16 protein-coding genes are annotated in these 21493 nt (G+C 33.5%); 4 read left to right on the forward strand and 12 right to left on the reverse strand.

Going from position 1 to position 21493, the window contains the following annotated elements:
- Window positions 1-77 precede the first annotated feature (77 nt).
- From AAFN75_RS10730 to AAFN75_RS10760, 7 genes are all read right to left on the reverse strand, one after another.
- On the reverse strand, window positions 78-950 hold the full coding sequence (locus tag AAFN75_RS10730; RefSeq protein ID WP_411806313.1) for a hypothetical protein: 873 nt from the start codon (window positions 948-950) through the stop codon (window positions 78-80).
- 10 nt (window positions 951-960) lie between these two features.
- Window positions 961-2397, reverse strand: a complete 1437-nt coding sequence (locus tag AAFN75_RS10735; protein ID WP_411806314.1) for an MBOAT family O-acyltransferase — start codon at window positions 2395-2397, stop codon at window positions 961-963.
- A gap of 242 nt (window positions 2398-2639) precedes the next feature.
- A complete protein-coding gene (locus AAFN75_RS10740; RefSeq protein ID WP_411806315.1) occupies window positions 2640-3905 on the reverse strand; it encodes a YCF48-related protein in 1266 nt (421 codons plus the stop codon).
- 17 nt (window positions 3906-3922) lie between these two features.
- Window positions 3923-7261, reverse strand: a complete 3339-nt coding sequence (gene gatB/aspS / locus AAFN75_RS10745; protein WP_411806316.1) for a bifunctional amidotransferase subunit GatB/aspartate--tRNA ligase AspS — start codon at window positions 7259-7261, stop codon at window positions 3923-3925.
- On the reverse strand, window positions 7261-8661 hold the full coding sequence (locus AAFN75_RS10750; protein WP_411806317.1) for an amidase family protein: 1401 nt from the start codon (window positions 8659-8661) through the stop codon (window positions 7261-7263). The genes gatB/aspS and AAFN75_RS10750 overlap by 1 nt, the downstream gene beginning before the upstream one ends.
- Window positions 8662-8663: 2 nt before the next feature.
- A complete protein-coding gene (locus AAFN75_RS10755) occupies window positions 8664-8930 on the reverse strand; it encodes a hypothetical protein (protein ID WP_175473483.1) in 267 nt (88 codons plus the stop codon).
- A 308-nt stretch (window positions 8931-9238) separates the two neighbouring features.
- A complete protein-coding gene (locus tag AAFN75_RS10760; RefSeq protein ID WP_411806318.1) occupies window positions 9239-10246 on the reverse strand; it encodes a T9SS type A sorting domain-containing protein in 1008 nt (335 codons plus the stop codon).
- Window positions 10247-10792: 546 nt separating this feature from the next.
- Between AAFN75_RS10760 and gyrB the strand changes: the two genes are divergently transcribed.
- Window positions 10793-12742, forward strand: coding sequence for a DNA topoisomerase (ATP-hydrolyzing) subunit B (gene gyrB / locus AAFN75_RS10765; RefSeq protein WP_144116106.1), 1950 nt, complete (start codon window positions 10793-10795; stop codon window positions 12740-12742).
- 96 nt (window positions 12743-12838) lie between these two features.
- Here gyrB and AAFN75_RS10770 read toward each other — a convergent pair whose 3' ends face one another.
- The 5 genes from AAFN75_RS10770 to AAFN75_RS10790 all read right to left on the reverse strand — a co-directional run bounded on the left by AAFN75_RS10770 (window position 12839) and on the right by AAFN75_RS10790 (window position 17192).
- A complete protein-coding gene (locus AAFN75_RS10770) occupies window positions 12839-13300 on the reverse strand; it encodes a hypothetical protein (RefSeq protein ID WP_411806319.1) in 462 nt (153 codons plus the stop codon).
- A 160-nt stretch (window positions 13301-13460) separates the two neighbouring features.
- Window positions 13461-14501 carry a hypothetical protein gene (locus tag AAFN75_RS10775; RefSeq protein WP_411806320.1) on the reverse strand — a complete coding sequence of 347 codons (1041 nt, stop codon included), beginning with the start codon at window positions 14499-14501 and terminating at the stop codon, window positions 13461-13463.
- Between the two features lie 153 nt (window positions 14502-14654).
- A complete protein-coding gene (locus AAFN75_RS10780; protein WP_411806321.1) occupies window positions 14655-15239 on the reverse strand; it encodes a porin family protein in 585 nt (194 codons plus the stop codon).
- 31 nt (window positions 15240-15270) lie between these two features.
- Window positions 15271-16053, reverse strand: coding sequence for a membrane metalloprotease (locus tag AAFN75_RS10785; protein WP_411806322.1), 783 nt, complete (start codon window positions 16051-16053; stop codon window positions 15271-15273).
- Between the two features lie 86 nt (window positions 16054-16139).
- Window positions 16140-17192, reverse strand: coding sequence for a hypothetical protein (locus tag AAFN75_RS10790; protein ID WP_411806323.1), 1053 nt, complete (start codon window positions 17190-17192; stop codon window positions 16140-16142).
- A 202-nt stretch (window positions 17193-17394) separates the two neighbouring features.
- Here AAFN75_RS10790 and AAFN75_RS10795 point away from each other — a divergent pair, with 202 nt between their 5' ends.
- From AAFN75_RS10795 to AAFN75_RS10805, 3 genes are read left to right on the forward strand one after another with little or no spacing between them, the layout of a single operon-like run.
- The gene (locus AAFN75_RS10795) at window positions 17395-17916 is read left to right on the forward strand and encodes an RNA polymerase sigma factor (RefSeq protein ID WP_411806324.1); all 522 of its coding nucleotides are present in this window, start codon (window positions 17395-17397) and stop codon (window positions 17914-17916) included.
- Window positions 17917-17975: 59 nt separating this feature from the next.
- On the forward strand, window positions 17976-18890 hold the full coding sequence (locus tag AAFN75_RS10800) for a FecR family protein (protein ID WP_411806325.1): 915 nt from the start codon (window positions 17976-17978) through the stop codon (window positions 18888-18890).
- Window positions 18877-21423: a carboxypeptidase-like regulatory domain-containing protein gene (locus AAFN75_RS10805; protein ID WP_411806326.1), complete on the forward strand. Its 2547-nt coding sequence runs from the start codon at window positions 18877-18879 to the stop codon at window positions 21421-21423. Before AAFN75_RS10800 ends, AAFN75_RS10805 begins: the two co-directional genes overlap by 14 nt.
- Window positions 21424-21493: the final 70 nt, after the last annotated feature.

Raw genomic sequence — 21493 nt, forward strand, 5'->3', positions numbered from 1 at the left:
CTTTATCGAATCTGTTGTTTATTGCTTTATAATTGATTAGTTAAAAAAACAAGGTGTTATTTTTGTAATCTTATGTATTAAAGCTTTTTTCTGAATAATATTTCTATTAATTGAGTTCCTCCCTCTTCATTTAAATGGTCTTGATTTAAGAAGTATTTATCTTCTAAAACAAATTTATTTTTAAAATCTAAAACTTTTAAGTTATAATCCTTAAATATTTTATTGGCGCCATATGTGTTATGCCCCATTATATTAATATACTCTTTTGATAATGGAAATTTTAACCCAATTAAAGTGATATTTTCTTTCTTACATAATTGTATTATTTCTATTAAAGTTTGTTCTAAAGCTTTCGAATTTTTTATTCCTGGGAATTGAGAATTAAATCTTATTATTGAGGAATTTATTTGCTCTTTTTTACTCTTTTTATCCCATGATGTGTTTTGGGTAATAGTTTTATTATCATTCTTTTTTGTGTTAAAAAAGGAAATAATATATTTTTTTAAAAGAGTGCGTTTTTTAGGATGAAAGAATGCTATGTTAAAAATTATTTTTTCTTTTAGGAATAATAAAATATTTGAATAATCATTTGTTGTACTGAAATATATGGAGCGATCTAAATTGTTTTGTCTCTCACGATATGGGCTTAATGTATGGTCATCAACCGTTAAGTAAATGGTGTCAACACATGTTCGTTTTAATAAGAAATTAATTTTTCTTTTCATATCAAAATATGAATCACTGCCAGCCGAAAAATTAAATATTCCATTCTTTTCTGCATTATTACTTAATGGTAAACCATGTGAGTCAGAGAGTAAAAAAGAATTAAAGTTTGTGGAATAATTTTTATAACTGGCTAAATATATTTTATTTCCATAATGATTAAGCAAAGCATTCAGAAGAATTAGTAAGAAGAAAAAACAAGAAAATTTAACTAAAAACTTTTGCATATAATTAGGGCTAAAATTGAAAATATATAAATTCTATTTCTTCCGAAAAATTGCCGTAAAAATAAATTATTAGAATAAGTCCTATATAAAATAACCACCTAAAAATTATATTCGAAGGAGGTTTAGAAATAGCATATTGCTCAGACCTTCCAAACCATTCAATTATAATAAATAATGCAAGTAATAAAATTACAGCCTTTGGTTTTATTTCAGGTATTGAAAAGAGGGAGTTTGAAAAGATAGAACATATATAACTAAAGGCGTGACTTATGTTTTCTGCTCTAAAAAATATCCAAGCAAAAACAGTCAAGCTAAAGGTAATCAGTATTAAAAATAAGTCTTTGATACTTGGTAGGTGTTTCCCTTTGGCTACAACATCTAAATTATTTCTATTGTTATTCGTAAGGAATATAGGTAAAAAGTATAAGGCATTTAATGCACCCCAAACTATAAAAGTCCAATTTGCTCCGTGCCAAAAACCACTAACTAAAAATATTATAAAGACATTTCTAATTTTATTGTAAGTACTTCCACGACTGCCTCCTAAAGGAATATATAGGTAATCTCTAAACCATGTGGAAAGGGATATGTGCCAACGTCTCCAAAATTCTGCAATATCTCTTGAAAAATATGGGAAAGCAAAATTTTGTTTTAAGTTAAATCCAAATAAACGCGAAGAGCCAATAGCAATATCAGAATATCCTGAGAAATCTCCATAAATTTGAAACGTAAAAAATATTGCGCCTAGAACTAGAGTGCTTCCTGAATACTCGGAAGAGTTATTAAAAATTATATTGGCATATTGGGCACAATTATCGGCAATTACGATTTTTTTAAATAATCCCCATAGTATTTGACGCATACCATCAACTGCTTTGAAGTACTCAAATTTTCTTTGTTTAAGGAACTGTGGAAGTAAATTTGAAGCTCTTTCAATTGGTCCCGCAACTAATTGAGGAAAGAAGCTTACAAATGCAGTGAAAGCAATAAAATCTTTTGTTGGATGGATCTTTCGCTTGTATACATCAATAGTGTAGCTAAGTGTTTGAAAGGTGTAAAAGCTAATTCCAACGGGTAAAATAATATTTAACGAATTCGTTTTTATTGCTGCTCCAAAAAAAGAAAATGCTGTGATAAAATTTTCAAGAAAGAAATTATAATATTTAAAGAAACTCAAAAACCCAAGATTTACTAAAATACTAATCCATAAAAGTGTTTTTCTTTTGGTTTTACTTTCTTGTTTTGATAAACTAATACCTATTGAATAATCTATAATAGTGCTAAAAAGAATTAAGGATAAAAACCTCCAATCCCACCAACCATAAAAAATATAACTAGCAACAACGATTAATAGGTTTTGTAGCTTTAAATTTTTATTAAAGATGAACCAATAAAGTATAAAAACGATTGGTAAAAAAACAGCAAAATCAATAGAGTTAAATATCATTCTTCTATTCTAAATGTTTGTTTTATGGTCTGAAACAATTTGGTGGAATTCGAGTTTGATAATAAATTAAGAATTAAATTGAGTTATAGGTTTTAAAACGAATAAAAGAGAATGTTAATATTGATATTATTCATTCAAATTATTTTTTTATAAATAAAAGACAATTTGTTAATTATAGAATTAATCCTTTTATCATTTGTATCTGTTTTTTACAACCCAACAGTATTTTACGACAAAAAAAATTACAGTTTAATAAACTTTTTAGCGGTACGTCCTGTATTACTATGAAAATCTAATATGTAATATCCAGAAGCTAAATCGTTTACGTTAAACGAATAGGTTTTACTACTTTTATCTTTTATGGAGTCTCTTGTTAATTGCTTTATAAAGGCGCCTGTACTGCTATATAATTCAATAAGTATGTTATCACCAACATTATAATTTATGGTGAATTCTAATAGGTTACCTACAGGGTTTTGAGATAAGGTAATATCAAGATCTTTTCTGTAAATTTCTGAATTATTAGTGTTTAATGTTTCGGTAGTGTATTTGTATATCGAAGCTCCTGCAGCATAAGCCAAGGTGCTATTTAGTACAAAAATACGGTTTAAGTTACCGCCAATATTTAGGTCTGTCCAAGTTGCACCGCCATCGTTGGTTTCATGAAACCCTGTGGTATGGCCTCCCATCCAACCTTTAGTTTCCGAGATAAACCCAACAGCTTCAACACCGCTTTCTGGTGCATCATGACTAGTCCATGTAACACCACCATCCAAAGATTTTATAAGTTTCCCTGGGTTTGCTTGTGAGGTGTAAATGGCTCCAAAAATTACATTAGGATTACCATCTAGAATTTGAAGTTTCCATACGTATTCGCCAGAAATAGTGGCTTGGTAAATGTTAGACCATGTAACGCCGCCATCGGTTGTTTTTAACACGATAGCACCTGTATTGTTTCTACCGGCCGCAAAACCGTTTAATTCATCTAAAAATTTAACTTCTACTAAGGCGTTTGCATAGGCAGACATATCGGTATAAGTCCAAGTGTCTCCGCTATCGGTCGATTTTATGAGATGTGCAGGTTGGAAATAAGCACCACAGCCGTAAATTGTGGAGCTTCCCACTGCGTTTATACCGCAAATAGCATTTGGGTTAGGACTTATGCTAACCTCTGTCCAGTTATCGCCACCATCAACCGTTTTGTAAAACGCACCATTTAAAGTCCCTACAAAGCCAATGTTTTCGTTTAAAAATTCAACATTTCTAAAATACTTATTATTGCCTCCTAACTCCGAATGGTTTAATTGTTCGGTCCAGTTTAAACCACCATCGGTAGTTTTAAAAATAGCGCCATGTTGCCCATTTGCTGCCCAACCTAAATTATCGTTTAAAAAAAATACATCGTCAAAACGGGTGCCATCGGTATTCGTAACAATATTAGGAGCCGCTTGCCATGTTTGTGCAAAGGTGCTTAAGCTAATAAGTAATAAAAAGTAGGTGAATTTCATAGGAGCTAAAATACAGTTTATTTTTTTAGAATTCTTACGTTCATTTCTTCAACCTTTTTATCAGATAGAGGAGAAGGAGCTCCAAAGAGTAAATCTTCACTAGTTCCAGTTTTTGGGAACGCCATGACTTCTCTAATAGATGTTTTTTTCTCTAAAATCATCATTAATCTATCTACTCCCCAAGCAATTCCGCCGTGTGGTGGTGCACCATAATGGAACGCTTTATACATGGTGCCAACACTCTTCATCATTTCTTTTTTGTTGTAGCCCATGTTTTTATATGTGGCTTCTAAAATCTCAGGTTTGTGCGCACGTACAGACCCACCACCAATTTCGTAACCATTTAAAATTAAATCGTATTGCTGGGCAATAATGCTTCCAATTTCCTCTTCCTTACCATTCATGTGTTTTTCAATATCATAAATAGCTGGCATAGAGAACGGGTTGTGCGTAAACGTCCAACGGCCTTCGTCTGTTTTTTCAAACATAGGGAAATCAATAACCCAAGCAGGTCTTAATTCCTTAGGGTTAATCAAACGTAACATTTTACCTAATTCTTGTCTTACAGCATCTAAAGCTTTGTTTGCTGTTGCATAATCTGCAGCCGAAAAAAATACAATATCACCAACTTGTGCGTTGGTTGTTTTAATGATTGCTGCGGCAATATCTTCGCCTAAAAACTTAATAATTGGCGACTGTAAATCGTTTTCGTTTACAATAATGTATGCTAAACCACCAAGACCATGACTTTGTGCTAAAGTGGTTAGTTTTTCAATTTGTCCTTTCGATAAGCGCTTGTTTCCTTGCTCTTCGGCCGAAACTTTAATACATTTTACAATACCGCCTTCTTCAATAGGTTTGCTAAACACTTGGAAAGTTGTATCTTTTACAAACTCCGTAATGTCTTGTAGTTTTAAACCGAAACGTAAATCTGGCCTATCGCAACCATAACTGTCCATGGCTTCTTTATAGGTAATCACTTCAAACGGACGTAATATCCATTTTTTACCATATATTTTTTCAACAATAGCATTAAACATATTGGTGTTTAAATCGATAATTTGTTGCATGCTAGCGTAAGCCATTTCAATATCTAACTGAGTAAATTCTGGTTGGCGATCGCCTCGAGAATCTTCATCTCTAAAACAACGTGCTATCTGGAAATATTTTTCATAGCCACTTACCATCAACATTTGTTTAAATTGCTGAGGTGCTTGCGGAAGCGTGTAAAACGAACCGGCTTGCTTTCGTGTTGGTACAATAAATTCGCGTGCACCTTCATCGGTTCCTGCACTTAAAATAGGCGTTTCAATTTCAAGGAACTCTTGGTCGTCCAAAATATCACGCATCATTTTAATCACCTTATGGCGATTTACAATAGCTCTACGAACATCGTCATTTCTATGATCTAGATATTTATATTGAAAACGAACCGTTTCGTTGGTTTTGGTTGCTCTTTTTATTTCAAAAGGTAAGGTTTTAGAAAGGTTTAAAATTTCTAAATCTTTGGCTTCTAATTCAATTTTACCTGTTCTTAAAGCGGCGTTATAATCATCCTCCTTACGTTGCATGATGGTTCCAGAAACTGTAATAACCGATTCTGGTTTTAGTTTTACTAACTCATCTAAATTAGCAAACGATTCTCTACTTAATCGAACTTGAAATACTTGTGTGCTTGAATCGCGTAAATCGATAAACATTAATTCTCCATGGTCGCGCACACTAGACACCCAACCGGAAAGTGTTAGGTTTTTAGAAATACTATCGTCCGAAATATCCGAAATCACGTGAGTTCTGTATTCGTCTTTTATAACAATAGGAATTTCTGGAAGAACTTCTTCTGTTTTAGTTACTGGTTGTTGGTTATTTGTTATTGGTTGTTGTGTGCTTGCATTTTCGGTTGTCTTGCTTGCGCCTTCATTTCCTGAAAGTGCACTTAAAATGCCTTCGCGAATTACTTTTCCTGAGGCACCTTTACCAATAATCGCAATTACTTTTCCAACAAGAATACCTGCTTTCCCTTGGTTTCCTGCTTTAATATCGTTTGCTACGGCTTCGTTTTCTGAAATTACTTTGTTTATAGCATCTTTAATTTTAGATTCTGAAATGGTATTCGCTTCAAAATATGTTTTGTAATCGAAACTTGGGTGTTCTAATACCGATTTAATAGCGTTTTGTGCTAAAACAGAAGTGACTTTATCATCTTTAAACAGGTTGAATATGGCAATAAAATCTGAAACATTTTCTATTTTGGTGTAGTCTTCTGCTTTTATATTATTCGTTAAGGTTTTTGCAACAAAAGAAGGGTCTTTAAGCGCGTTGTTAATGGTAACAAAGGTTTCAGAACGCAATGAATCGGTTGTAAAAAACTTAGCATCTTGTGGTAATACGCCACCTTTTATTAAAATAGACTCTACTGCAAATGGTAAGGTGCTTAAATCGACATCGATAGATTCAACCACATCTTTTATGCTTACAAAAGGTAAATCGGGCTCCGAGATAAAACGGTAATCGGCCTCGAATTCCTTTTTACGCATGGTTTTGGTTTGCTTCAGTTCAGCATCCCATAGAACCGTTGTTTGGTCTGGTCTAAACTCTTTATGCTCTAAGAAATAGTTAAGTTGTTTTTCAACTTCTTCTTTTAAAGCATCAATCATAAACTTAAATGAGTTTAAGTTTTTTATTTCGGTACGTGGGTTTAAATTATAATCGTGTTTTTTACGAAGCGATACAGAGACATCCGATTTAAATTCCCCTTTTTCAAGGTTAGCCTCAGAAATGCCTAAGTTTTGAACAATACGCTGAATGTATTGCGCATAGGTTGAAGCATCTTCGATATGACGAATACAAGGCTCGGTTACAATTTCAATTAACGGTACACCGGCTTTATTAAAATCGACTAATGAGATTTTTTTCTCGTGCATCAATTTAGCGGCATCTTCCTCGATATGAACTTGTGTTAGGTTAACTGTAAATTGCGAACCATCATTACGGAAACAAGAGACTTGTCCGTCTGGAATTACCGGATTATGAAATTGTGTAATTTGTATGTTTTTCGGGTTGTCCGGATACTCGTAATGCTTTCTATCCCAAGAAATAACCTCGTTACTAAAAGTCGATTTTACAGCCTTTCCAAAATAAATAGCCTTAGTAATAGCCTCTTTATTTATGGCAGGTAAAACACCCATTTGTCCTGTACAAACCGAACAAATATTTTGATTTGGTTGTTCTATCTCTTGATTAGCACAAGAACAAAATAATTTGGTTTTAGTGTTTAATCGAACGTGGGTTTCCAGACCGATAACTAACTCTAATTCGTGTTTTTTAAGTGCGTCGTTTAATTGCTCTAAATCCATTATATCGTATCTTTTAAGAAGTTAGCAAACTTCAAAACAAGTTCGTCGTTATTTTTTGCTGCCGTAATTTGCAGGCCTGTTGCAGTGCCTTGAGGTACAGTTAAGGTTGGTAATTGCCCCAAACTAAAACCAACGGTGTATGCATCGCTTAAATACATAGCATGTGGGTCTTTTAAACTATCGCCAATTTTAGGCGGCGTGTTAGGTGTAACCGGAGAAATGATAATATCTACTGCCGAAAAATCTTTTTCGAAGTTTTCTGCAATAGCGTCTCTTAGGGCTAAGCCTTTTAAATAAATAGCATCTGAAAATCCTTGAGATAATACCTGGTTGCCACCAACAATTCTGCGTTTTGTTTCTTCCGAAAAGTTTTCAGAACGGGTAATGGCATACGTATCTTTTAAATTATCGCCTTCAATACGGTTACCGTAATTTGTACCATCTAATCTCGAAAGGTTGGATGCGGTTTCGGCCATAGCCAAAGTATAGTAGGTTGATACCAACGTTTCAGATTCAAAGAAATCTAAAGCTTTAACGGCAATGCCTTTAGCTTTTATTTTTTCGATGGTTGCTAAAAAATCTGCTTTTATAGTAGCATCAATAGAATCGTTTTCAATAAAATTCTTGAAATACCCAACGGTTTTAATGGTGTTGGAATTTGCAATGCTATCTGGCGTAATTTCAGCGGAAGCGTAAGTGGTTTGATCTTTAGCATCTTTTCCACTCATTACGTTAAGTACAATACGAATATCCTCGATAGATTTAGCAATAGGGCCAACACAGTCTGTAGACGATGCGTAGGCCATTAAGCCATAGCGAGAAATACGCCCGTAAGTTGGTTTTAAACCATAAACGTGATTGTAACCAGCTGGCTGACGCACAGAACCACCAGTATCGCCACCAATAGAAAATACGGTGTAATCTTTAGCTACGTTTACTGCAGAACCACCACTAGAACCACCGCCAACTAAGTCTGGGTTAATAGCGTTTTTTACGGCACCAAAAATGGTGTTTTCGCTAGAAGAACCATGACCAAAACTATCGCAGTTTTCTTTTACCAACGGAATGGCTCCAGCATCTAATAATTTTTGGATGGCCGTTGCTGTGTACGCCGATTTGTAATTTTTAAGTAAATCTGAACTTGCTGTTGTGTACGTGCCTTGAACCATATACACATCTTTAATTCCAAAAGGAATACCTTCTAGCAAGCCAATAGTTTCGCCGTTTGCAATTTTAGCATCTACTTTTGCGGCTAAATCTAGGGCTAAAGTATCTAGCAATGCATTTACCGTATTGTTTGTGTTTTGTTTTAAAAGATCTAATTTTTCTTGAACCAGAGCGGTACAAGTTATGTCTTTGTTCACCAATTGCTGATGAATACTGTGTATTTGAGAACTCATAATTATTCTTCTATAACTTTAGAAACTACTAAATAGCCGTTTTTTTCTTTTGGAAAGTTTTCGATGATGATTTGTTTTTCGGTAGCCGAACTATCTACAACAACATCGTCTCTTAAATCGTTTAAAGACACGGCGTTATTATGATTATTGGAAGCATTATTATTTGATGTATTAGCGTTTTTAATAACTTCAAATAGTTTGTTAACCGCTTCCGATGGCTGCGCTCCTTTAATACTCGACAATACGTCGACTGTCATAATTTTACTCATGTCTTTTATTTTTAAATTGAGATACTAATTGGTATCTATAAAAAAAGCCTTCCAAAATAAGGAAGGCTTTATATATTTTTAAACAATAACCTTCCGGACCCTATAAATTAGGATTATTGAAATTATTATTATTGTTATTATTTGTCATTGCTATTTTAATGCGCCCAAATATAGGCAGAATAAATAGACTATACACTATTTTAATAAATATCCTAAGCTTAATTATGAGATTATTAAGAAACTTAAAGTTACGTAAATAGTCTTTCAGTAATCTGCACTAATTTTTAATTTTAGGTTAAAATGATCTTTTAGTTTTTAACAAACTTTTTATTAAAAACCTTCCCGGAATTGGTTTGAATATTCAGGAAATATAGACCAGTATTTAGGTTGCTTATATCAATGTTGTTATAGTGCTCGCTTCGGGCAGACACGATTCGCCCTTGGTTGTCGTATATTAAAAACGATTTTACCGTCTCGCTATTTGGTATGTTAACGCTTATTGCATTTTGTGCAGGATTTGGGTATAATTTTGTAATGGCAGCTAAATTAAAATCGTTGCTAGATAGCGTGTTATCTGTAGTGTTAAACTCGAAAGATTCAGAGGTTTGGTCTATATTTAAAGCGGCAGCAACAATATTAGTATAGCTATATCTAAAATCTAAGTTGTTTGTTGTATTGTTAAAGTAGTAATACACAGTTTGGGTTAGCGTACCTACGTTGTTTAAAATTGGAGGAACGCTAAAGCTTAAACTTTGATCTACGCGCATGCGTGTAACAGTCTCGCTGTATGTTGTTCCTACTGTTAATGTGCCGTAGGCTTCAATAGATGCAGAGAAGGTTCCTGTAAATGTTCCGTTAGTGCCTTGAAAAGAGAAAGTGCCCGATACTGGTCCCGAGTTATTTGTACCAAAGCTCATTGGAAACATACCAATAAAAGCATTGTTTGTACTGTAATTTAATTCGATATCGCCTTGAGAAATACCTGTAATGGCAGATCCTGAACCGTTTTCTGCTAAAAAGAATTGATTAGGGTTTGAGGTGTTAGCTTCATTAATGATACTAAGCACGTTGGTTGTACCTGGATAGCTTGATAATTCTGATGCTGTTGGAGCTGTATAGGTATCCACATAGGTATTTCCTTGGGTAAAATTAGTTAGAGTCCAGTTAGCATTAGCACCAGTAGCTGTTTGGTCCATGCCTGTTGCAGGACCTAACAGGGTGAAATTCGTGTTTGGTGCACTGTGATACGTTGAAACCGATTGTCCAAAGCTTAAAACGGTGTAAAAGCAAGCTAAAATGAGTAGTTTTGTTTTCATAAAATTAAGAGTTAATAGTTAGCTGTATTAAAATGTTATACGAAAATACTAAAACAAGTGCTTAATTGCTACGTAATTTAGGTTTAAATAAAGGTAATTTTAGCTTGTTATAGACGGTTTTGCTTTTTTTGTAAAATTCACTTGGTTAAAAAGCATGAGAATCTGTTTTAAGGCTATTTTTAATCGATTTAAGCGGGTTTTAGATAATTAACAATTGTTGATAACTATTGTTTTGGCGCGCTAAAAAGCTTTTTAAAAGCATTAGAAATTCGTATATTTGTTTCTATTCAGAAGGATGCTATAGGGCGTCTTTTTTTATGCAGATATTTTATTGGAATAGGATTGTTGTTTTATGTTTTACAAATAAAAAAGATGATGTTGTTTTTGTAGAATTTGGCAGACTAACCTGCGTTAGGGATTGTAGTGTAAAGCCCACAGCCCGACGTAGGAGGTGCGAGGACTTGCAGCGAAAAGCCCGACCCTTGTGGTAACGCCAAAATAATTTGTGGTGTTTTTAAAAATTAAATAATTATAGAAATAAATAATATGAGCGAAGAGAAAGAAGCTTTTAACGAGCATAATTATTCGGCTGATAGTATTCAGGCATTAGAGGGTATGGAGCACGTACGTATGCGTCCTTCCATGTATATTGGAGACGTAGGAGTTCGTGGTTTACACCATTTAGTTTACGAGGTGGTTGATAACTCGATTGATGAGGCTTTAGCTGGACATTGTAATAATATTACAGTAATTATTAATGAAGATAACTCGATTACGACCGAAGATGATGGTCGTGGTATTCCTGTAGATTTACACAAAAAAGAAGGCGTGTCTGCACTTGAGGTTGTAATGACTAAAATTGGAGCAGGTGGTAAGTTTGATAAGGATTCTTATAAGGTTTCTGGTGGACTGCACGGTGTTGGTGTGAGTTGTGTGAATGCTTTATCGGTTAGTTTAAAAGCTACGGTTTACAGAAAAGGTGAAATTTGGGAGCAAGAATATGAGCGCGGTAAAGCCTTATATCCTGTTAAACAAATTGGTGAAACGGAAAAAAGAGGAACCACAGTTACTTTTAAGCCAGACCCTACCATTTTTACGCAAACTTTAGAGTATAGTTATGATACGCTTGCTAGTCGTTTACGTGAATTAGCGTTTTTAAATAAAGGAATTACGGTTCATTTAATTGATAAACGATCTAAAAAAGAAGATGGTGAGTTTGAGGGTGAAACATTTCATTCTGATGAAGGTTTAAAAGAGTTTATCAAGTATTTAGATGCAACTCGTGAGCCTTTAATGAAAGATGTTATTGCTTTTGAAGGTGAAAAGAATGGTGTGCCGGTTGAGGTTGCTATGATTTACAACACATCTTACGCTGAAAATTTACACTCTTACGTTAATAATATTAATACGCACGAAGGTGGAACGCATTTATCTGGTTTCCGTCGTGGTTTAACACATACCTTAAAAAAGTATGCTGATGAATCTGGCTTATTAAAAAACTTAAAGTTTGATATTGCAGGTGATGATTTCCGTGAGGGATTAACTGCAATTATATCGGTAAAAGTACAAGAGCCTCAATTTGAAGGGCAAACTAAAACCAAATTAGGAAATAGAGAGGTTTCGGCATCGGTAAGTCAAGCCGTTTCTGAAATGCTAACCGATTATTTGGAGGAACACCCAGATGATGCTAAAATTATTGTACAGAAAGTAATATTAGCAGCACAGGCACGTCATGCGGCGCAAAAAGCGCGTGATATGGTACAGCGTAAAACGGTAATGAGTATTGGTGGTTTACCTGGGAAATTAAGTGACTGTTCCGAGCAGGATCCTACAAAATGTGAAGTATTCCTTGTTGAGGGAGATTCGGCGGGTGGAACTGCAAAACAAGGACGTGATAGAGCATTTCAAGCTATTTTGCCATTACGTGGTAAGATTTTGAATGTTGAAAAAGCGATGACGCACAAGGTTTTTGAAAATGAAGAGATTAAAAACATCTTTACTGCCTTAGGTGTTACTATTGGTACAGAAGAGGATAGTAAAGCTTTAAATCTTTCTAAACTAAGATATCATAAAGTAGTGATAATGTGTGATGCCGATATTGATGGTAGCCACATTGCAACGTTAATCTTAACGTTCTTCTTTAGATATATGAAGGAATTAATTGAAAACGGACATATTTATATTGCAACACCGCCTTTATACTTAGTAAAACGTGGTGCAAAAAAACAATATGCTTGGTCTGATGCTGAACGCGATGAAATCGTTTCGGAATTTGGAGATGGATCTAAAATACAACGTTATAAAGGTCTTGGGGAAATGAATGCATCTCAACTTTGGGATACAACCATGAATCCTGAGTTTAGAACGATGCGTTTAGTACAAATAGATAACGGTACAGAAGCCGATAGAATTTTCTCTATGTTAATGGGTGACGAAGTGCCACCTCGTAGAGAGTTTATTGAAAAGAATGCTATTTATGCAAATATTGATGCATAAAACATCGATACATATATAATGAAAAATGCCGCTTAATTTAAGCGGCATTTTTATTGGTAGGTATTGGGGCAAATTTTGACTAATCCAAATACAATTTTATATTCCTAAACCTACGCGTACTCTTGGTGCACCCAAACTTACTCGGGTGTTTATTGTGCTTCTTCTTTGTGGTTGTCTGTTATAATAATACCCGTCGTATCCGTAATAGTAAAACGATGCGTGTGAGTAGTAATGTGCGTTATGATGACAATGGTTATCGCAATGTTCATAATGCTCTGCATAGGCATCTCTTTTACCTTTCATATAAGCCTTGTAGGCTTGTCGGTCTTTTTTCTTTAATTCTTTTTCGTAAGCTTTATGTTCTTGCCAAAAGTCTTCGCTTTCTTCTTCATTTTCTGCTTTAAACTGCTGTTCGAATTTAGCGTCTTCTGCAGCGCGCTTTTGGTAGTATGATTTTTTATCTACAGTCGTTTTGTTTTCAGTTTCAACTTCTTGAGCCTGTATTGTAAATGAAAAACTGATAATTAAAATGAATACTAATGTTTTAAATATTTTCATGACGTATAATTTTAAAGTTATTAATTTGCTCTATTAGAGCTTTCATTAATAAGACACCTAACAAATAGTTTACCCTACGCTTTTTTAAATAAATATTATATTAAATAAAAAAGAGCGCCATAGGACGCTCTTTTCAAGTTATAACAAAGCGCCTTAATGCTTAGTTTTTAGAAATAAATACTGAAGATGCTGAAGCTAAACTGTTATTAACTGCAGGTGTAATGTTTCCGCCAGAACCTATGTTGTTAAAGGCTAAAATTCTACCACCACCATTACCAGCTTCGGCAATAAATACAGTTTGCGTATCGGCATCGTAAGCAACATCTACAGGGTTACCTAATAGCGTTGCAGCTCCAGATACTCTTGTTTGTTGTGATGCAGCTAAGGTTGCCCCGTTTGCAGTACTGTTAAATTTACTTGTAAAGTTTTCTATGATATGAAAAGCACCATCATCTTGTCCGTTGGTAGCAGCAGCAATATCCGTCATTACCATAACATCTGAAGCGCTATCGTAAGTTAAACCATGAGTTCTAACAATACCTTCTATTACAATTCTTTTAGAAGCACTTAAAGTAGCATCACTTGTGTTAGATGCAAAGTCTGTATAAACGGCAAGTTCGTTTGTTGCATCTACAACAGCATATAAATCATTGTCTTTAAAGGTGATACCCCAAAGTTTAAAATCTGTCGTAATGGTGTTTCTAAGTGTAAAAGAATTACCACTACGCGTATAGATAAATAATTTACCATCTGGTGTATTTGCGTCACCATCTACATCGGCATTATCTGCAACAACATATGTGTTTCCGTTAACGGCAAGTTCTCTAGGGCTAGACATATCGTTAGTTCCGTTAAGGTCTGCATTTACAGTCGCATTATTTAAAAGCGCAGAGATGTTTGTAAACCCTTCAAGACCTAAACCAGATCGAGATGCTTGAATTACAGCATCGGAGTTGCTATCAAAGTAAATACCATCGGCAGCCGTAGATGATGTAATTAATGTTTTTGTTGTAATATTTGCCGAATCGGTTACATCGTATATAGTAACGTTACCATCGGAATTGTTTGATGCGTAAATCGTGGTAGAGCTAGTTGGGCCCATATCCATGTTGTTATCATCGTCATCATTACTACAAGAGAATGCTAATACTGATGTTAGGGCTATTGTTGCTAAAAATTGTTTTGATTTTAATGGTTTCATAATAAATGTGTTTTTTTTGTTTTGTACCAATACCTACGAAATTGAAATTAGGTCGGTTTTAATTTTTTTTAAATAATTTTATTGTTGAGTTTAAGTGTCAGATTATCAATCGGTTATTTTGTTAAAAAACAATTGAAATAAGCATTAATTTGTTTAAAAGTTAAAACCTAAATAAAATTGAAGTACTCTATTTTGAGGCGAATTGTCTTCATATATTTCACCTAAGCCATGGGTATATCTAGCGCCTATGTTAAAACCAGAATCAGTTTTAAAACCAGCACCAACATTAACACCATAATCAAAACTATTAGGTTCAAACTCTTGGGTAGTATCAAAGAAGCCAAAGCTACTATCAAATTCTTCTTTATGAGAAATAGCATAGCCAACTTGAGGTCCAGCTTCTAAAAAGAAACTATTAATTGGATATATTTTTAGTGTTAATGGTAGGTTGATATAATCTAATTTTTGAGTGAATGTGCCACCGTTATCTTTTAGCTCGTAGCCTTGTTGCGAGTACAATAGCTCAATTTGTAAGGCTACAGCTTGATTTAAAAAGGATTCAGAATAAAACCCTCCCTGAAAACTATGGCGTTGTCCGGTTTCTGTTTCGCCATCAAAACTAACGGCTGCAAGGTTGTATCCTAGTTTTATACCTGTGTTAGAGGTGTGTTTGTCTTGTGCGTTTATGCTAAAAATAGCGCATAGGGTTACTACTAAAGTTATAAATTTAGTTCTCATTATATTAAAATTTAAGTGTGAATAAAATGTTTTATTTACCGCCGTTGGCCTGTAAATCGGCAATACATTGCGCATCTAGTTGAGGTGCGGCACTCATATTTACCATGTTTGAAATGTTTGCGCCAGATTCTGCAGCCCAATACATTAAACAGCTTTCTTCATTGCAATGTTTCTCGTGTTCTTCGTCTTCATGATCTTCTTGCATGTTGCTTCCTAAATTGGTAAGTCCTAAAATATGCCCGAATTCATGATTAATAACTGTGGTTTCTAGCAAGGCTCTATCTGGTTCAAAAGTACTGTTGCTAAAACCATGAAGGGTTTCTTCAAAAATAACAAAAGACGTGTTCCAATAAGCTGTTCCTAATACAATACTTGAGCCAGAATCTTTATCGGATTTACCATCAATAAAAAGGGCCCAAACCGCAATTTTATCGACAGTGTTATATAGCGTGCGTTCTGCTTTTTCTATATCTGCAATGTCGTTAATAGTATAAGTGTCTTTACCAGGAGATGCGATTTCTCGTTTTTCAACGGTTATACCATTTGGTTTAAATGTTCTGTTGTTTAAAAATGAAATAAAATTATCAATAGTAGTTTGGTTCGGTTCAAAACTTTCAACATAAACTAATTCTATAACCATGCTTTTAAAAGCAACGTCCGATAACAAATCGTTTGCCGAACTTCCAGTTGTTTGACGGTTTAAATTTTTATCAATGTTAAAAATTTGATCTTCTTCAGTTGTGCTAGATTCGTCTTTAGAACATCCAAGAACGAGGGTTAAAACTACAATTACTATTAATGCTCTATATTTCATTTTATAATTTTTTTGTTAAAAACAGCTACCCTTTGGGAGAAGGTAGCTGCTTTACCATAACATACGTAACAAATACTTGTCTAGTTTTAGATTTTGGTTAGCACTAGAGCTATTGCGGTATTTGTTGAGCTTTGTAGGCTAATTGTGTTGTTTGAATAGCTTGTTACTTCCCAAGTGTTGTTTAATAATTCAAATGTTGCATTTCCAGAAAAAGTTAAGGATAAAAATACTTCAAGTTCTGAAGCAACTTCGTAAGTGCCTTCAATATCTTGGATAGTTGCGTTTACTGTATTTTCTGCAGTACAAGTTAAATTGTTTGCAAAATCTATGGTGTAATCGGCAAAATTATTAGCTGTATTTACACCTGTAGAAATAAAAGACTCTATTTTAAACTTACTTTCTAACAAAATAGCTTCTAATTCCAGAGCATTTTCTTCGGCTTCAGCCATCGTTTCATCTGTACCTAAACATTCTGTAATGCTAGCCTGTAAATCCATATCGCTAGTAATTTCAATAACAGTGTCGTTATTTAAAGTAGCTGTAATTGGATAGTTTACAGAAAACAATGTATTGTCATCAAAGTTGTTCATGTAGGAATATAATTGTTGTTCAGATTCTATAACAACATTTCCAGTTTGCTCTACGTTTAAATCGAAAGTTAAAATGGTTATGGGGAAATTAATGTCTATACAGTTAATAGCGTTTTTAAGCTCATTTTCGGCAGTTTCACAAACGTTTATAACGGCATCATACTCTGTTTGATTTGTTATTTCCACTTCGGTATAATTACTTAGTCTTACCGAGAAAGGGAATTGAAGTTCAATACTATCATCGTCATTAGTAAATTCTCCAAGAATATTTAAAACTAAGTTGTATTGAGATTCGTTAATGATTGTAATTTCGGTATTATTGATTGTTGCAGTAACAGGTAGTAATATAGATGAACAAGATACGCCATCTAAAAAATCATCAAAACTACCATCGTACATAGAGGAGCGTTCTAAATTATTTGCAGTTGGCGATGCTGCGCTATTTGTGTTTTCTCGGTTTCCGTTTTCACTATCAATTTCATCTTGACACGATGTAAGACTTAAAATAGACACGAATAAGACTGCGGTTAAGAATTTTAAATGTTTCATAATTTTAATTTTTAGGGTATTTATAAGTTTCTTTTTCATAGCGATTTTTTCACGCTTTCTGTATGTAAGACTCTTAGTTTGTAATTTACCCTACCGTTTTTTTTTAAATATTTTCAAATAATATATAATGCTTTGTTTATGTGTGTGTTATGTGTTAGATTATTTTGTTATATTTTTGTTTCAAATAAATGATCTTAGATGTATGAGTGGTCCCAAACCTAATTTATGTGAAGAGTCTAGCTTCAATACTTTTTATTTAAAACATATTCAGTCTGTTAATAATTTTGCATTTTATAAATGTGGCGATTCTGCTGCTTCATTAGATTTAGTACAAGATGCTTTTGCAAAAATATGGGAAAACTGTTCTAAAATAGATTTTACAAAAGCAAAAACATATTTATTTACTACAGTCAATAATTTATTTTTAAATACTATACGACATAACAAGGTGGTTATGAGTTACGCAAAAGAAGCACCTTATATGGATAGAACGGATTTAAGTCCGGAATATTTGTTAGAGGAAGATGAATTTAAAATGAAGTTACAAAGCGTAATTGCCGATTTAAGCAACGAGCAGCGGGAAGTTTTTTTATTAAATAGAATAGAAGATAAAAAATATAGAGAAATAGCCGAAATACTTGGGGTTTCTCAAAAAACTGTTGAAAAACGGATGTCTGGCGCTCTAAAAATACTGCGTAATAAGATTGAAGAAGTAAAATTTTGAACTTAAACGTTAGGGTAAACTAATATATAGGTGTCTTAATATTGAAAAGCATCACAAAAATGAATAAAGAACAAGACATATTAAGGTGGTTTAATGGAGAGCTGTCTGCCGAAGAGATTAAGAACTTGTATCCAGACGAGGATTTTTCAGTTTTAGAAAAAACAGGATTTTATGCTAAACAATTAGAAGCACCAAAGGTAGATTCAGAACAAGCGTTGGCCGATTTTAAGAAAAGGACCTTTGTAAAGGAAGGGCCTAAGGTAATTTCTTTAAACTTTAAAACGTTTATGAAAATTGCGGCTGTTTTGTTGGTGCTATTAACATCGTCTTATTTTCTATTCTTTAATAATATAAACTCCTTTGAAACGCAAATAGCCCAAACAGAAACTTTTAATTTGCCTGATGACTCCGAGGTTATATTAAATGCACAATCTAAATTATCATATAACAAAAAAGAATGGGCATTTAACAGGTCTCTTGAGTTAAAAGGAGAAGCTTTTTTTAAGGTAACCAAGGGCGAGAAATTTACAGTACAAACCAGCGCCGGATTTATACAAGTTTTAGGTACGCAGTTTAATGTAAAGCAACGCGATAAGTATTTTGAAGTTGCCTGCTATGAAGGTTCTGTAAGTGTAACAAGTAATCAAGGTGAAGTTATTTTAAAACCGGGTAAAACCTTTAGAGTAGTTGATGGTGAGGTTGTAGATATTAAAGATTTTAACGCCAAAAGCCCGTCGTGGTTAGCCAAAGAATCAAGTTTTGATAATGTACCACTTTGGCAAGTTATTGCTGAGTTGGAAGCGCAATACGATATTCAAATTAATGCAAAAGATGTTAATACATCGGAGTTGTTTTCAGGTAGTTTTACGCATTCCGATAAAAATATAGCGTTACAATCTGTAACCATTCCTTTAAAGTTAAGCTATCAAATAAACGGTAAAAAAGTGGCGTTTTATAACTATGAATCTAAATAAACCTTTAGTCGCTTTACTTTTAATGGTGTTTAGTTTTTCTTTTGCCATACAGGCTCAAGAAAAAATAGAACTATCTAGTCTTATTGTAAATTTAGAGGACAAGTTTGATGTTAAGTTTTCGTATTCCCTAAATGAAATTAGCTCGATTTTGGTTAATAAACCTCAAGAAACAGATGCTCTAGAATCTATTATTGAGCATCTTAATAAAGAAACCATTCTTAATTTTAAGTTTTTAAACGAGCGTTACATAACGATTTCTTCAATAGAAAAAAAAGTAACTGTTTGTGGAGTTTTAATTTCTGAAACTGATAAAGAACCACTTTTTGGGGCTTCAGTTTTAATACAAAATACCACTAAAGGTGTTATAGCAAATGATGATGGCGCATTTCGGCTTGAAAATGTAGGCATAAATGAGCAACTAATAATCTCCTTTTTGGGTTTTAAAACACAAGTGTTAGCTGTAAAAGAGTTGCTTTTTTTAAATGAAGACTGTAAAACTATAGCTATGGTTGAGCAGAATGAAGCTTTAAATCAAATATTAATTGAAAAGTATTTAACTACTGGTTTGCAAAAGTATATTGATGGAAGCACGGTTTTAAATACTGAGAAATTCGGAATTCTTCCAGGGCTAATAGAACCGGATATTCTGCAATCCATTCAAGCTTTACCCGGTGTTGAAAGTGTAGACGAAAGTATTGCTAATATTAATGTTCGTGGCGGTACTAACGATCAAAATTTAATACTTTGGGATCATATTAAAATGTATCATTCGGGGCATTTTTTCGGACTCATTTCTGCCTATAATCCTTATTTAACCGATAAGGTTGTGGTTACAAAAAACGGAACATCTAGCGAGTTTAGCGATGGGGTTTCAAGCACCATAACTATGTCTACTAAAAATAAAATAGACGATGAGGTTTCGGGCGGATTTGGAGCAAATTTAATTCATGCCGATGCGTTTCTTAAAATACCTTTGAGTAAAAAAATAGCACTTCATATTTCTGGCAGGCGTTCGTTTACAGATATGTTAAATACACCTACGTATGATAATTATTTTGAGCGAAGTTTTCAAGACAGCGAACTCACAACCAATAGCGATAATATAACCGAGAGTAATCGTTTGTCAGATTTTGTGTTTTATGATTATACAGCAAAACTGCTATTCGATTTAAATGAAAATCATAAGGTTAGAGCTAACGTAATTGGCATATATAATAATTTAGATTATACAGAAAGTTTCACCAATAGTGAGAATCAGTCTGAAGCTAAAACAAGTAATTTAAAACAAGAAAATTTAGGTTTTGGGGCGAGTTGGAACGGTAAATGGACTTCGCGATTCTCAACAGATTTTACAGTTTTCTATTCTAAATATAATGTTGATGCGGTGGATTACAGAATAGAAACAGATCAAAAATTAACCCAAGCAAACGAGGTTTTAGAAACAGGTATAAAACTAAAAACTAATTTTAAAATTAATGACGCGTTTAACGTATTAAGTGGTTATCAATTTAGTGAAATAGGTATTTTAAATAGTACAGAGGTAAGTGCGCCTGCTTACAATAAAACTAAAAAGGATGTGCTACTAAATCATGCCCTTTTTGGCGAAATAGAATTTAATAAAGCCGATACATATTTAAGAATAGGAGTAAGGGGTAATTATTTTCAAAAGTTTAATAAGCTTCTTATTGAGCCGCGTTTAAATGTGAGGCAAAAGTTATCAAACCAATTTGCTTTAAAACTGCAAGGTGAGTTTAAAAACCAATCGGCTACTCAAATAATTGATTTTCAAGATGATTTTTTAGGGGTGGAAAACCGAAGATGGATTTTGGCTAATAATGAATCTATCCCTATTTCAGAAAGTAAACAAGGCGCTTTTGGATTTGAGTATAGCCATAATAACCTGATGGTAGATGTTGAAGGTTTTTACAAAACTGTTGAAGGTATTACGGTTTCTAATCAAGGGTTTTACAATAATTTTCAATATTTAAATGCTACTGGAAGTTATGATGCTAAAGGTGTTGAGTTTCTAATTAATAAAACAGCAGCAAAATATAGTACCTGGTTAAGTTATACTTATAGCATAAATGATTACGAATTTAAAACGCTTACACCATCTATATTTCCTAATAATTTAGACATAAGGCATTCTGTTTCGTTAGCATTTAATTATGATGTAATTAAAAATTTAAAAGTATCCGCAGGAGGTATTTGGCGTTCTGGACAACCCTTTACAAAACCAGTCGAGGCTAATGAAACCGTTCAGGACGGTAATAATATTTTTGTGAATTATGATACTCCTAATGGTGAAAATCAAGATGATTTTATCCGTTTAGATGCTTCGTTTAGTTATTCTTTTAACGCTATGAAAACTATAGAATCTTCAATAAGAGTGGGCGTTATTAATTTATTAAATAAAAAGAATATTATAAATACCTACTATGAGGTAGATCCAAACAATGCTGATGCTGCTATTAAAATTGAAAATAAATCGCTAGGGCTTACTCCAAATATTAGCTTTAGATGTAATTTTTAGAATAAAAAAATCCGTTTAAGTACATTTTTTTTCGATAAAATGACGTGTTCTGTAATTTTTTTTCTATGTT

This window comes from Algibacter sp. AS12 (assembly GCF_046736315.1).
GTDB classification, from domain to species: domain Bacteria; phylum Bacteroidota; class Bacteroidia; order Flavobacteriales; family Flavobacteriaceae; genus Algibacter_B; species Algibacter_B amylolyticus.